Genomic DNA, 15,000 nt, shown 5'->3' on the forward strand with positions numbered 1-15,000 from the left:
AGTTAACGTAATGACAAAGTCGCTTGGTAATTAAGGTACGACAGAATCGCTTGGTGATCACACCTTATCTAAAGCGGACAAGAATATGTATTTGGACAAAAGAAAGACCAAAACAAAAGCAACGAAAAAGTTGGTACCTGTTGAAACGAAAAGCTCGGCAAATGAATAACCTAGGTTCTCAGTCAATAAAAAGTAGTAGTTTTACGTTTTGGCGAGAATGTACTCCCAAAAATCAGTAAAAGAGTGAGTAGCCACTCACTCTTTCATAATTGAATTAATCAGCATTAGATTAGTATTTTGCTTTACACATGGCCAGAATCGCAGTAGCCATTTGCTCTGAGCTAGGTAGATCCGCCCCTGTTGATTCATAGCCTATGCCTTGAAGCTCCATATTCATGCTTTGGAATAAAGCATTCAGTGCATTTCTTCTTTCTGGATTGCGCAGCTCTTCAAGTGAAGCCACTGCACAACCACGCATATCCAAGGTCGCTGCGGCTTCGATCAACTGGGTCTCTTTTTCTGTTAATGGGGCTGTATTCGCAACTGCGCCAGTTGAAGCGAAAAGAAGTGTAGCCAGCAGCGTTGTTGTCATTTTCATAGTGTTAAACCTTGTTATTTTGTTAGGTAAATTGATAGAAAAACAAATAAATTGTTGATTTATATGAATTTAAATTCGAATTCAGCATAGCTACAAATCAGAATCATGGACAAACAAAGGATGAAAAATTATGCGAAAGCTGTGAGTGATGATGCGGCAAAAAGCAACCATCAAGATTGTAAGCGGCGTGATTTGTGATGCACCCAGCGATGAAGGGGGTATTGGCCTTTATATCACCAAAAACTTCGCTTATGTAAAGGAGGAATTAGTCATTATTTCATATGCTTATATGTGTATTTAAACGGGTACTCAATCCTTGGCTCCTAATCCTCTAGCGTTTCGTTAATGTAGAGAACCGAGAAAAAAGCCACACCATCCCATATAAGCAATAATACCAGCCACAAAAGCTTCAGGTGTAGTGCGCACTAAATTCCAGACATTAATTGAAGTCTCTTTTCAGTGGTAACTGGTGATAGCCCCCTCTTTGTTTGGTTATACCCATTTGTTGACAGTATATTGATTATAAATGGTGAAATCGCAGCGAATACAGTACTCGAGTGTATTACCAGTGACGACTCCCAGCCTTTTCTTCCAGCCTTTTCTTCCAGCTTAAATTCATGATCTATCTCTTTTTTGTCATAGTATTTGGAGCCATGATGATAAGATCAACAGGGTTATAGCCTTTTGTTGTCATTTTCATGATATGAGCTTAACCACATAATGGGTGTAAGGGCTCAGTGAAACTTGATGGGCATTGTAAATTTGACTTGGGAACGATATTGGCTTGATTTCTATAAACAGTGCTAGATTAAGTGCGGCTGCCATTGAGCTATCAAATATTTATCCAGATATTGACGTTGATATATATTCAGCGGATGTGTCTAAAGCTGAATGGGTAAGTGAAGCTATTGGTTTCTTTACAAAGAAACATGAAAAAGTTGACGTTCTTGTGAATAATGCAGGTTTGTTCGAAAAAGGCCCGATAGATAGCTTTGAACTGAGTGATTATCAATCGTTAGTAATGACGAATCAGTTTGGAAGTTTTAATGTGCTTAAATGTATTGTCCCTATGATGAAACAACAAAAGAGTGGTTATATTTTTAATATTGCTTCTATGTCAGGTCTCAGAGCGTTGGCTGATCATGGTGCTTATGCGTCTACGAAGTTTGCGCTAATTGGACTTAGTCAGTCACTGAGGAAAGAAATGCTTCCATATGGAGTCAAGGTAACAGCAATTTGCCCTGGTGTGGTTGCGACAGACATGACGGCAAATATAGCGATATCTGAAAAAGATAAGATCCAGCCTGAAGATGTTGGTAAGCTCATATCATGCTGTTTAGATATGAGCTATTCGGTAAGTATTGACTACATACCAGTAGAATGCTCGTCACAGGTATAAGAGTCAGCAAGTTTTAGTACTCGTCTTGTGGCGACACATTTATCTCCAAACCTTTTGATACCGTCTGCTCTCATATCCGCAGACATTTCATTGATATAGGATTGAAGGTTGCCTTCATTGTCGACATAGTATGAGGCAACGATATTTGTTTTTCCTTGCTCATGCTCAGTGTTTTCGTATAGTTCTGCCTTGATAAAACCTTCGAATCTTAACATTGTTTGAATATGTGGTTTGAGCCATGCCATATATTCATCCGCAATTTCATTTGAAATCGTAAGATTTACTTCATATAAAATCATTGTTAATTCCTTTTCGTTCTCAGGTGATGAAGTTCATGTATTGTTAACATGTTTTTTAGTATTATCAAGTCAAATCCAATGGTAAATAATTGATTATTAAGTTAATTAATGAATTTAATACTTCCTCTCGGTATGATTTAAGTAGAATAGCCAAGTCTCTAGAATCTATTGGTATTACTTATGTTTCTTATGTATGTATCTCTCCTGACGGGAAACACAAATTCTCGCTCACCTAATATTTGGGGCGATAGTTTAACCATTTCGCCCTACAATGCTCGTAGGGTGACTTTTTCAAAGATTTCTCATTTAGGTTTTTTCAAATGCTGTGATCAATGGTAAGTTTGGATGTATGGTTTAATTTATACCAAAGGACAATACAGTATTTGCATATATTGTTAGGTACAGTCAGACAATGATTTATCTATTCATATTCTCCCAAAAAAAGCTCAAGTCGCAAGGTTCTGTGCTAGCCTTTTTACGTCGAGCTTGAAGGGAAAAAATAGAAAAACGGTCCATTTATAGACGCAGAGCCCTTTGAGGAAAATTATGGAAACTTTTATCGAACAGGCCATCGAGTTGAGAAAAGAGGCGAAATATGAAGAGTCGCGAGCCTTGCTCACAGCGTTATTAAGTAATGAGAGTTATTCCGCTAAGGCTCATTTGCACATTGCTTGGTCTTATGACAATGAAGGTAAGGAGCAAGAAGCCATTGATCACTATTTGTTATCTCTCTCGGGTTTGCTTTCGTCGGTCGAAAGGTTCGATGCTTTGTTTGGCTTAGCGAGCACTTATCGAAGCCTCGGTATGTATTCAGAGGCGCTAGGTTATTTCGAGAAAACTCTGGGTGAGTACCCTAATGCTATTGAGGTTCAACCTTTCTATGCAATGTGTCTATATAATTTGGGAAGGCATAAAGAAGCGACATCGTTGCTGCTTGAGCTCTTGGTGTCCGCCACCAATAGTGATGTAATTAAACAGTATCATCGAGCTATATCTCTATACGCGCAAGATTTAGATAAAAAATGGTAAATAGAACAAAGTGTATGGTTGAGTATTTAGGTGGCTCCTCATAATGTATTTTTATTTAAGCTACACAGAATAACGCTATACTTTTGATTCAATAATTTGGTTTATAGTGATAAGATAATCAATCGGTCTGTATTGATAGGAAGTTATTTGTAAAAGTAAATTTCCAGTAAGATTGTGGTAACAAAAAACAAGATAGAAAATCCCGTATTGAAATAATACACACTTTCTATTATTTAGGTTGGTTAGTGGCATTATTATCTACTTAGTGCAGCGTTAAGCGATTAAATTGATAATGTTATTTAAAGGAGACTAATAAAGTAATGAGTATATTTATCAGAGGACTGTTTTCTAAGGACTTGCTAGTGGAACTAAGTGAAAAAAAGATAATCATTAAAACATTAGGAAGTGGACAAAAATTTGAATACGAGCCATATTTGGCTTTGAAAATCGCTGGTAAAAAAGCGGTGCTGAAAGGCGTCGGCTCAGAGGCTAAGCTGCAATCAGGAACAGGTATTAAAGTCATCAACCCGTTTTCTCATCCTCGTTCTTTTGTCGCGGATTTTTATGTTGCTGAGAAATTAATACGCCACGGTTTATACGAAGTACATAAATCGAAATTTTTCAAACCAGCACCTCGAATTATAATACACCAATTGGAGAAAACTGAAGGTGGTTTAACAAACATTGAAGAAAGAGTTTTAACGGAGCTTGCCTTGGGTAGTGGGGCTCGTGAGGTTGCTATTTACATTGGGGAAAGGTTAGATTCAGACAGAATTACGTTTGATGAGGTAAAGAAGAAAATAGCGGTTTAACCAGAGCATTTTAAATCATTTTTTGTATTTGTTGTTCAATGGTTTAGGTAACACAATAGTATTGTTCACTACTTAACTTTGCTGTATGTTACAGGGGAAAATATGACGATAGTAAAAGATACTTAGAGTTTAAAGGTGACACTTTTAATCCGTTTCCAGAGCCATTCAAGTCACTTCTTGATCAATCTGGTTGTCCGGCAGGCGCTGAACCTACCTTTTGACTATGTAAGCCAGTTGTAAATTTTTTCTCCCAAGGAGTGAAGTACGTGCTTTCTACTATCGTAAAGAACCTTGAGTTTGCTAATTTTTTGTTTTTTATCAGTAACGAAAGGTTCAAATGCAAACACATACTCTCTCTACCCCATTGTCAACGCTGCAGGGCCAAGGCACAAGCACACCACTTACTAGGGCAATATCTTCCAATTTGCGCGGTGGTACGAATCTAAAGTTAGAACAGTTCTCTGACCGCCATCCGCGTTATTATCAAAATGTTGCGCAGCGATATCATGACGAACTACGGTCTTTCCAGACTCAGTTAGCATTTGAATTCCCAGATACCAGTGATCCACGCTGTAAAGATGAGCTCGATAAACTCAGCAGCAAAAAGGAAGAGGCGATTAACGACTATCAGTTGGAGAAAAACCCGGGGCAGAAAGCATTACATTTTGCAAAAGCAAACATGGTATTGGCGTTTGAAAAGGCGATCGAATACGGTCAAGTGTCACCTTTAGCGTTAACGCCCATGGAATTAGCCAAACAATTACTTCGGGATGTTTTGCCTGAGTATATAGAAAAATATACCCGTGAAAACTCTCAAGAACCTTTGATCAACTACTTCATCAAAAATCTGAAAGTGAAACTTCAGTGGAGTAAAAGCAAAACAGAAGTTGAACTGACCAGACTTGCGATACTCTTGGTTTCTAAAGGAAATATTGCTCTTCCTCACAAAGCTTTGATGTATTATGCAAACCCAGAAGATATTACTCTGATTGATGGTACTGTGTTCACCCAACCTGAGCAACGTGGTCTTATGGACTTGCATGGTGGGGCAGAAGGTTTTTGCCAACATATGCAGCCGCTAATAGAGCATGAACGAGTGCTGGCGACGGCGACGACAATAGAGCCCAATACCTTTTTTGTTATGATTGTCGAAAGAATACTGAAAGACAACAATCGCCTGCCAAGTGAGGGGGTAGATTACGCTTTCCTTGACAAGAAAGCCACAGCTTGGATTTCCCATAAACACAAGCGAACGGACCTTTCTCCCGCAAAAGAAGAGTCCATTATTGACATGGGTGGTTCTCTTTGGTCATCACCTGTTGAGGAAATAAAGACATTTACTCTGCGAGATCTCATTTTAGATGGCCCAAGAAAATACATTAGATATAAAGAAGCGCAATTGGAAAAGACCAATTCAAATCATGACTATCGACTTAATATTGAGCGAACTCAGTTCCAAGATCCGATATTGCGAGGTTTAGAAAGTGCTTTAACAGGGATCAATATTGAGGGTGAATACACAGCCTTGATTGATAGGTTTAAATCTACACCAGAGTTCATGGATGCTTTGCAACATAGGTTCAAGTCCCAGCTTTATCAACGTATTTTTGAATTGGGTGGTAAAACGGAGCAGCTTCTTTCTGTTAATGTGGACCACCAACCACGAGCCGTTTCCTTGTCACGAGGATTTCGCAGCATGAACTCAGTTTTTGGTCTGAGAAATGATAATGGCTCATTTACATTTTTTTCGTTAATTACAGACGATACTTTCACCACAACCAGCAGGACAGAAACAGAGAGTGGTACTGAGGCCTATCGCTGGCTGAGAGATAAAGATCATGCATTTTCTCAGTTTATCTCCGAACATATAGATCCAAAGCAAAGGCATGACCCCTCTGGCTATGAGCTTAGGATTGATCTATTTGAACATCAATACGAAGACAGGATTTTAAAGAAGCATACCGAAAATTACATGAATTTCCTAAAAAATTGGATGGATCTTAATGCTACTGATACGGAAGGAGAACGTGCCTTAAAAGCGATCACATTCTGGGTTAATGAAATTGGTAAAGCGTGGGCGATACTCACAGATTGGCTGCCACCACATTTAAAATTTCTCGCACGGGTTGGTTTTGCAGCATTGAAAGGGGCATTAAATATGGCCAGTGCTGAGACTGAAGCTGAGCGTGATCAGCATGGTAGGAATATGGGGTATGAGATGGGAATGGCGGGACTGCATACCTCCGTTGGTTATTTCAGTGCTCCGGTATCTAAGGTCGTCAATACAGTGAATGGCAAACTGCCCATCATCACTTCGATTAAAGGGCCTGAAGGGCTTTCCATTACCAATCATATGCAAGGAACGTTTTCGAATACTAAGCCAGAAGATATAACAAGCTCAGATTCCCCTTATCTATCGCCTTGTGATAAATCAAGCCCAATATGGACGAGAATTATCAATGTCCGGATGCCAGAGTCAATTCAAGCGTAAGTCACAACCAGCTTTTCCACACAAGAACTTAAGGAACTTGGTTCTGGTGATGCTCAGCTGACCATCACGCCAGCCGAATAATTTGGTTATAGTACTAAAAACGAACAAGGCGAACCAATCGGTTCGTCTTTGATTTTTTTAAACTCTTAAAAAATAACCAAGTTGGAAACATCAGCGCTTTATCCCGTATTGCGCGGTTCAACGCGAGGCAGAGGATTCTGCCGCTAGGGTTTCTCAAAGCGTATTTACTCGCTGCTTAATAAATTTGCCTTATTGTCCTAAAGCAAGTTCCATAATTTATTATTGTTTGTGGTTTTATGTTGCTACAACTCCTTGATTTTTGGAACAATGCCTGCCTGATATCAAGCCGACTGTAATAGAAATAACACATGTAAAACTGAACTTGGCTGTGATTTATATATTAAGCGCTTTAAAGGAGTAAACGCTATGACTAAGAATTCTAGGCATAATACGCCAGCCCATTTTCCCTTACACCCCTCTCAAGAAGGTATTTATTTTGAGCAGCTAATTAAGCCTGAGTCTCCAGCTTACAATATTGGTGGGTATGTCAAGATAAATGGAAGATTAGATGTCGAGCTTTTTAAGAAAGCGCTTTATTTGGTAATTGATAGTCTGGACGCCTTTGGTCTTAGTTTTGACAGTAATGATTCCATTTCACAGCAGAGTGTTAAACCAAAAGAAATGCGGACAAAAGATCTTGATATTGCTGATCTGTCTGGTGAGAAAGAGCCAGTTAAGCAAGCATTGGATCAGCTGCATCAGGTCTTTTGTATGCCGTTCAGTCTTCAGTCAGATTGCCTTTATATAAATAAACTCTTTAAAGTTCAGCATGAAGAATTTTGGTGGGTGTGCAAAGCACACCATATTATTGTTGATGGTTATGGCTATGCGCATTTTGGAAGGCAGGTTGCTAAAGCCTATAGTTGCTTACTGTATGGAGAACCACTGGACTGGCTGGATGACCTACCTTCTTATCAAGTAGCAACTTTGAATGCTCTGACATATACGGAGTCAGCTCAGTACCATAAAGATAAAGCGTTTTGGTTAAAACGTTACGAATCACTACCGGATCCTTTGTTAGATACTAGTTCGAGCAAGCAAGGTTTATCAAGAGTCCAGCACTGTGAAATGACATTGCCAAGAGATTTAACACAATCAATCCGTAACGGCTGTAGCGACTTAAACGTTAGTATCCAGCAGCTGAGTTTAGCTGCACTATCTATCCATTATTTTAAGAGTGTTGGAGCCAAGCGGTTATGTTTTGGTATTCCCTTACTGAGTCGTCATAATCGGCAAGAGAGGCAAACCGTGGGGATGATGACTGATATTATCCCTAGCTTGATTGAGATTTCAGATCAAAGCCAGGAGATTGGTGGTTTTATTCGGTCGATCGCTGCGCAGCAAAAACAAGAGTATCGTCATCGACGCTTCCCCTTAATACACCTTAAGAGAGAGTTAAGTCTCGCTGCGGGCACTAGCGGACTATTTGATGTTTTAGTGAATTATGAGCCTTTTGATATTCATTTAGAAATGGGTTCTTTAGAAAGTAATTTTCATCACTATTCAGCTCCTGAAGACTCAATCCCTTTACAATTTAGATGGTGTGATTATAGCGATAAGGGTTCACTCACTCTAAAAGTTACATACAAGCCCGAATGTTTTACTCAAGATGAAATTGACCTTCAAATCGAACGCCATCTCTCTATTTTGAACTACCTTTGTCAGAATCCGAGTTCAGCTCTTTCAACTGTACCCATTTTAAGCCCAGGTGAGCAAGGTCTGCTGCAAAATTGGAACGACACCCAGCAAGACTTCCCAAGTGAGCTGTGCATCCATCAACGGGTTGAAGCTCAAGCTGCTGAGCAGCCAGACGCGACCGCTTTAGTGTTTAACCAGCAGAGCCTAAGCTATGGCGAACTCAATCAGCGGGCCAACCAGCTAGCGCATTATTTATTAGAGCAAGGCGTGCGCCCCGATACTTTAGTCGGTCTCTGCGCTGACCGCAGTTTTGAGATGATGATTGGTCTTTTGGGGATACTAAAAGCCGGAGGCGCCTATGTGCCTTTAGACCCAAGCTATCCAAGCGAGCGTCTGGGTCATATGATCGAAGACAGTGGTGTGGGGGTAATCATCACCCAGCAGCACCTTATCCATGATTTACCTAAAGGCTCTGCTCGCACCATCGTCTTGGATTGTTCAGAGGTGCAGCAGCAACTGAGCCATTACATCGAGGAGAATATCGACCCAACGCTGATCGGTTTAACCTCAAGGCATCTGGCGTATGTGATTTACACTTCAGGGTCAACGGGCAAGCCTAAGGGAGTGCTGGTCGAGCATCGAGGGGTGATCAATGCTGTTTCTGATCAAGTACAACGTTTTGATGTCACTCCAACGAGTCGAATAGGCCAAATTGCCGCCATTAGCTTTGATACTTCGGTACTCGATTGGTCTCTAGCACTATCTACGGGGGCCGCGCTCTACCTGTATCCTCATGATGTCATTTTATCGCCTTCTGAACTGTCAAGCCGAGTTGCACACGATGTACTTACCCATTGCATTTTAACGCCAGCGCTATTGCCTCATCTTGACTCAAGGTTATGGGAGAGTGTCCAAACTCTCGTCGTTGGAGGCGATAAGTGCGCTCTTGAAGTCGCCCAAGCTTGGTCTGAAAAGCGTCGCTTCTTTAATGCGTATGGACCAACCGAAGCGACCATTGATTGCTGCGTATTTGAATATAAAGGATCACCGTCAGTTTTACCCATTGGCCGTCCGATTAATAATGTTGAGGTGTATGTACTCTCGCCAGAGCAGCAGCTTGTGCCCATTGGTGTGCCAGGCGAGCTTTATGTCGGGGGTGTGGGCTTAGCGCGCGGTTATCTCAATCGCCCTGAACTCACGGCTGACAAGTTTATTGCTCACCCCTTTAGCGATGACCCAGACGCGCGCTTATATCGCACCGGTGACTTGGTGCGTTGGCTGCCCGATGGCAACCTTGTCTTTTTAGGTCGTTTGGATCATCAGGTCAAAATTCGTGGGTTTAGGATTGAGTTAGGGGAAATCGAGTCCCAGCTGCTGCGTGAGCCGAGCGTTAAAGAAGCCGTAGTCTTAGCCCGTGAAGATCGCGGTGGTGACAAGCGTTTGGTCGCTTATGTCACAGCCGCTGAGACGCCTGAGGCTTTGGACGAAGGAACGCTGATGGAGTCACTGAGGCAAAGGTTAAAAGCCGTGCTGCCCGATTACATGGTGCCCTCGGCTTTTGTGGTGTTGGAGCAGTTGCCATTAACGCCTAACGGTAAAGTCGATCGTAAGACCCTACCTGAGCCTACCTATTCGGATACCTCACAAGACTTCGTGCTGCCAAGCACCGCTTTAGAGACTGAGCTGAGTGTGCTTTGGTCAGATGCTTTGGGCGTAGAGCACATAAGTGTCCACGCTAACTTTTTTAGCTTGGGCGGTGATTCTATTAAAGCCATTCAGGTCGCTTCTCGAGGTCAAAAGCAAGGGTTACCACTCACCACTAAGCAGTTGTTTCAGCATCAGACCATTGCTGAACTTGCCCTGCATCTAGATATCCATGCGGAAACTACTCAGATCCCGCAATCATCTGTAAAAGGTGTTCAATCTTTACTGCCCATCCAGCACCACTTTCTAAGCACTCAGCCGGTTGAGGCCAGTAAACACTTTAACCAAGCAATCCGTTTTGAGCTACCAGAGGGTACGCAAGAAGCGGCTTTACGATCCGTATTAACCGCATTGCTTCAAAGGCATGATGCGCTCAGATTAAGTTTTATTCAAACAGAGGGCCAGTGGCAGGGGTATTATGCTGAAGTAGATGAGGCCGTTCTACAGAAAGTACTGGTTTCATTCGAACACCAAGGTGAACCTGAAGCGGAAAGCCATATTCAATTGATAGCCAATCAGCTGCATTCGAGCTTTGACCTTGCTCAGCCACCTTTAATGCGTTGCCTCTGGGTGCGTAATAGCGAATCAGGTGCGCAAGAGCTGATTTGGATCATACATCATTTGGTTGTGGATGGCGTGTCATGGCGAATTCTTTTAGAGGATCTACAAGAAGGATTACCGCAGTATCAGTCTCAAGAAAATGCCAGTATTCAACTGGGCTCGAAAACGCACAGTCTCCAATATTGGAGCGAACGTCTAGAGGCGCATTCAGCAACCGAAGCCTGTTTAAGTACGCTGCCCTATTGGCAAAAAACCGTACAATCACCGAGCATAAACTTGCTTGAACGTTCGTCTATTTTGACGAGCACATCAGGCTTTGAAACAAGCACTATTAAAGCTGATCTCAGTACGCACACTTTCACTCAAGCTGACAGTCAGGTAGAGCAAATTTGTCTCTCTGCAACTTGCACTGAGCAATTATTACAGGGCATTCATGATTGTTATCACACGCAAATCAACGACATTTTATTAGCGGCTTTAGTGCTGGCAGTCGGCGAATGGGCGGCTGTCGATTTTGGAATGTCGAAACAGGGGTTGCGTCTGGATCTAGAAGGCCACGGTCGTGAGCCATTATTCGAGGATGTGGATCTGACTCAAACATTGGGGTGGTTTACTTCGGTCTTCCCGCTCCACTTACCATTTTCTTTACTCAGTGATACTGAAAACGATCATGAACAACTCGTATTAGAAACCTGTATTAAAGAGGTGAAAGAGCTTTTACGTGCTATTCCGAATAAGGGAATGGACTATGGGATTTTGCAGCGATACCAGCAAGCACGTTTACCTCAAACGGGCTCGTCTCAGATGGTCTTTAATTATCTGGGCGTGTTTGAAAAAGGCTTTGCCGGAGACAGTGGTAAGGCCTTAGCTTCCAATCTCTTACGTGAGCATGCATTGGGCTTTAATAGCTATGTTGTGGATGGGCAGTGGATACTCAATATTGACTATCACCCACAGCAGTTCATGGCGGAAGATATCAACGCTTTAGCAAAGAGTTATCAGCAAGCCATAGAAAAGCTCATCAATCACTGTTTACAAGCATCTGGCAGTTACACGCCTTCTGATTTTCCACTGCTGTCACTTACCCAAACACAAGTGGACCATTTACAAACAAAGTACCCTTTTTTAGAAGACCTCTATCCCAGCACGGCTATGCAGCAGGGACTGTTGTTCCATTCCAGTTTGGACCCAGAAAATGGGCAGTATGAGACGCAGCTTAAATTTAAACTGACGGATCTGGATAGTCACCGGTTTAAGGAAAGTTGGGAACAGTTAGTGGCTGAACATGCCATTTTTAGAACGGCTTTTGCGACGGTTGAAGGTCAAAGTCAAATACAGGTCGTGAATGCTCAGGTTCATTTGCCTTGGTATCAGTATGACTGGCGTCACCTCTGCTCAGATCAACAGCAGCAGCAACTTCAAAACCTGTTGGATCAGGGGCATTGCTCTACACCTGAACAAGCACCACTGATGAGTGGTCATTTGGCTCAAATTGGAGAAAAGGAATATTGGTTTGTTTGGCAGCACCATCACGCGCTATTAGACGGCTGGTGTTTACCTATAGTCTTTAAAGAGTTAATGGTGCGTTATAATGCGTTAGCTACGCAAACAGCACCTAAGTTACCAGCCGCTCGACCTTACAAAGACTATATTGCCTGGTTAGGGCGTCAGGACCGAAACACAGCTGAACATTACTGGCGTACTTATCTGGAAGGGTTCAGTGAGCCGACGCAGATCCAAATAGGCGATCCACAGACAAGTGGTTCATCATGTTCACAAGAATGCTATTTGGCACTCAGTCGTGAACTGACTCAGCAGTTAGAGCATCAAGCTCAACAGTATCAAGTGAGTCTCAACCTTTGGTTGCAACTAGGGTGGGGTTTATTACTCAGCCATTACAGCGGTACCCAAGACATTGTTTTTGGTAGCACTCGTTCAGGTCGCCCGAGTAGCCTTCCTAGTGTTGAAGACATGCTGGGTCTCTTCATTAATAGCCTGCCTGTACGCCTTAAACTGTCTTCGACAACGCAATTGCAAGCCGCTCTTAGCCAATTGAAACAAGCACAGACAGATCAAGAGGATTTTAGCTTTACGCCATTAGTGGATGTGCAGCGTTGGAGCGATGTTCCAGCCGGTCGGGAGTTATTTGATAGCCTGATGGTGTTTGAAAACTACCCAGTGGATGAGGCTTTAGCAGATGGACTCGTACAGGGCAGTCCTAGTGGCTGCTCTGATAATTCCTTAAGTAATGACCGCCTCCGAATTTCAGAATTTCAAGGAATCGAGTCTACTCACTACCCATTGACGTTAACGGTTAGCCCTAGTGACTCTCTGAACCTAAAGCTGATGTTTAGCGAAGCGAAATTTAACGAAAATAAGGCTCGGCAACTGCTTCAACACCTAGAGACGCTGTTGCAAGGTTTGGCTCACTCAAAAGCGGATACGCCATTAGCGTCGATCACATTACTCAGTGAAGCGGAGAAACAGCAGCAGTTAGTTGAGTGGAATGACACCCAACAAGACTTCCCAGACGAGCTGTGTATCCATCAACTCGTTGAAGCTCAAGCTGCTGAGCAGCCGGATGCGACGGCCTTAGTGTTTAACCATCAATGTTTGAGCTATGGTGAACTCAATCAGCGGGCCAATCAGGTCGCGCATTATTTATTAGAGCAGGGTGTGCGCCCCGATACCTTAGTGGGTCTCTGCGCTGAGCGCAGTTTTGAGATGATGATTGGTCTTTTGGGGATACTAAAAGCCGGAGGCGCTTATGTGCCTTTAGACCCAAGCTACCCAAGTGAGCGTCTTGGTCATATGATCGAAGACAGTGGTGTGGGGGTAATCATCACCCAGCAGCACCTTATCGACGGCTTACCTACAGGCACGAGTCAAGCATCTTACCGCACCATTGCTCTCGATAGCGAAGAGGTGCAGCAGCAACTGAGCCATTACATCCAAGAGAATATCGACCCAACGCTGATCGGTTTAACCTCAAGGCACCTGGCGTATGTGATTTACACTTCAGGGTCAACGGGTAAGCCTAAGGGAGTGCTGGTCGAGCATCGAGGGGTTATCAATGCCGTTTCTGATCAAGTACAACGCTTTGACGTCACTCGAACGAGTCGAATAGGCCAAATTGCAGCCATTAGCTTTGATACTTCTGTACTCGATTGGTCTCTGGCGTTATCTACGGGGGCCGCGCTCTACCTGTACCCTCATGATGTCATTTTATCGCCTTCTGAGCTGTCAAATCGAGTTGCACAAGATTTACTTACCCATTGTATTTTAACGCCAGCGCTACTGCCTCATCTTGACTCATCGTTATGGGAGAGCGTCCAAACTCTGGTCGTTGGAGGTGATCAGTGCGCTCTTGAAGTTGCACAAGCTTGGTCTGAAAAGCGTCGTTTCTTTAATGCGTATGGACCAACCGAAGCGACCATTGATTGCTGTGTGTTTGAGTATAAAGGGTCACCGTCAGTTCTACCCATTGGCCGTCCGATTACTAATGTTGAGGTTTATGTTCTCTCGCCAGAGCAACAGCTTGTGCCTATCGGTGTGCCAGGCGAGCTTTATGTCGGGGGTGTGGGCTTAGCTCGCGGTTACCTCAATCGCCCAGATCTCACCGCTGAAAAGTTTATTGCTCATCCCTTTAGCGATGACCCAGAAGCGCGCTTATATCGCACCGGTGACTTGGTGCGTTGGCTGCCCGATGGTAATCTCGCCTTTTTAGGCCGTTTGGATCATCAGGTCAAAATCCGTGGGTTTAGGATTGAATTAGGGGAAATCGAGTCTGAGCTTTTGTGTGAGCCGAGCGTTAAAGAAGCCGTGGTACTAGCTCGTGAAGATCGTGGTGGTGAAAAGCGTTTGGTCGCTTATGTCACAGCCGCTGAGACGCCTGAGGCTTTGGACGAAGGAACGCTGATGGAGTCACTGAGGCAAAGGTTAAAAGCCGTACTGCCCGATTACATGGTGCCCTCGGCTTTTGTGGTGTTAGAGCAGTTGCCATTAACGCCTAACGGTAAAGTGGATCGTAAGGCCCTGCCTGAGCCGGATTTAGCTCAGGTGACTGGGGCTTATGAAGCCCCGCAAAGCCTCACCGAAGCGCGCTTAGCAGAACTCTGGCAAACCTTGCTGCATCTAAACTCGCCCGTTAGCCGTGATGCGCATTTCTTTGAACTGGGTGGGCATTCGTTATTAGGTGTCCGACTATTAGCCAGCATTCGAGAGCAATTTGCCTTAGACATCCCGATTAAAACGCTCTTTGCGCAGCCCATCCTGAGTGAGCTGGCAGGGGTATTAGATGCCGAGGCGTCGATGGCAGGGCAAGGTATTCAGGTGCCACCGATGGTGGCCCGTGACCCACAGTTAACCGCATTGCCGTTATCTTATGC

At 43.4% G+C, this 15,000-nt stretch carries 7 protein-coding genes; 5 read left to right on the forward strand and 2 right to left on the reverse strand.

Annotation, left to right across the window (positions count from 1 at the left end):
- Nucleotides 1-289: 289 nt before the first annotated feature.
- Entirely contained in the window at nt 290-598 is a 309-nt protein-coding gene (locus QQK21_RS02385) for a hypothetical protein (RefSeq protein WP_284190612.1), read from the reverse strand.
- 778 nt (nt 599-1,376) lie between these two features.
- Here QQK21_RS02385 and QQK21_RS02390 point away from each other — a divergent pair.
- Entirely contained in the window at nt 1,377-1,997 is a 621-nt protein-coding gene (locus tag QQK21_RS02390) for an SDR family oxidoreductase (RefSeq protein WP_348541457.1), read from the forward strand.
- Here the strand turns inward: QQK21_RS02390 and QQK21_RS02395 are convergent.
- Entirely contained in the window at nt 1,964-2,296 is a 333-nt protein-coding gene (locus QQK21_RS02395; protein WP_284190614.1) for a DUF4286 family protein, read from the reverse strand. The two genes, QQK21_RS02390 and QQK21_RS02395, sit on opposite strands and share 34 nt — an antisense overlap.
- A 546-nt stretch (nt 2,297-2,842) precedes the next feature.
- Between QQK21_RS02395 and QQK21_RS02400 the strand changes: the two genes are divergently transcribed.
- The 4 genes from QQK21_RS02400 to QQK21_RS02415 all read left to right on the forward strand — a co-directional run.
- Entirely contained in the window at nt 2,843-3,325 is a 483-nt protein-coding gene (locus QQK21_RS02400) for a tetratricopeptide repeat protein (protein WP_284190615.1), read from the forward strand.
- Between the two features lie 362 nt (nt 3,326-3,687).
- Nucleotides 3,688-4,137 carry a rod shape-determining protein gene (locus QQK21_RS02405; protein ID WP_284190616.1) on the forward strand — a complete coding sequence of 150 codons (450 nt, stop codon included), beginning with the start codon at nt 3,688-3,690 and terminating at the stop codon, nt 4,135-4,137.
- 337 nt (nt 4,138-4,474) lie between these two features.
- Nucleotides 4,475-6,628: a hypothetical protein gene (locus QQK21_RS02410; protein WP_284190617.1), complete on the forward strand. Its 2,154-nt coding sequence runs from the start codon at nt 4,475-4,477 to the stop codon at nt 6,626-6,628.
- A 447-nt stretch (nt 6,629-7,075) separates the two neighbouring features.
- Nucleotides 7,076-15,000 (forward strand): non-ribosomal peptide synthetase (locus tag QQK21_RS02415; RefSeq protein ID WP_284190618.1); only part of this gene is annotated, 7,925 nt, incomplete at its 3' end.

Origin of the sequence: Vibrio zhanjiangensis, from assembly GCF_030161235.1 — a bacterium.
Taxonomy (GTDB): Bacteria; Pseudomonadota; Gammaproteobacteria; order Enterobacterales; family Vibrionaceae; genus Vibrio; species Vibrio zhanjiangensis.

Bases quoted from the DNA above. Each gene is read 5' to 3' on its own strand.
- QQK21_RS02395 (WP_284190614.1), bottom strand. From the start codon at position 2,296: ATGATTTTATATGAAGTAAATCTTACGATTTCAAATGAAATTGCGGAT.
- QQK21_RS02400 (WP_284190615.1), top strand. From the start codon at position 2,843: ATGGAAACTTTTATCGAACAGGCCATCGAGTTGAGAAAAGAGGCGAAA.
- QQK21_RS02410 (WP_284190617.1), top strand. From the start codon at position 4,475: ATGCAAACACATACTCTCTCTACCCCATTGTCAACGCTGCAGGGCCAA.
- QQK21_RS02385 (WP_284190612.1), bottom strand. From the start codon at position 598: ATGAAAATGACAACAACGCTGCTGGCTACACTTCTTTTCGCTTCAACT.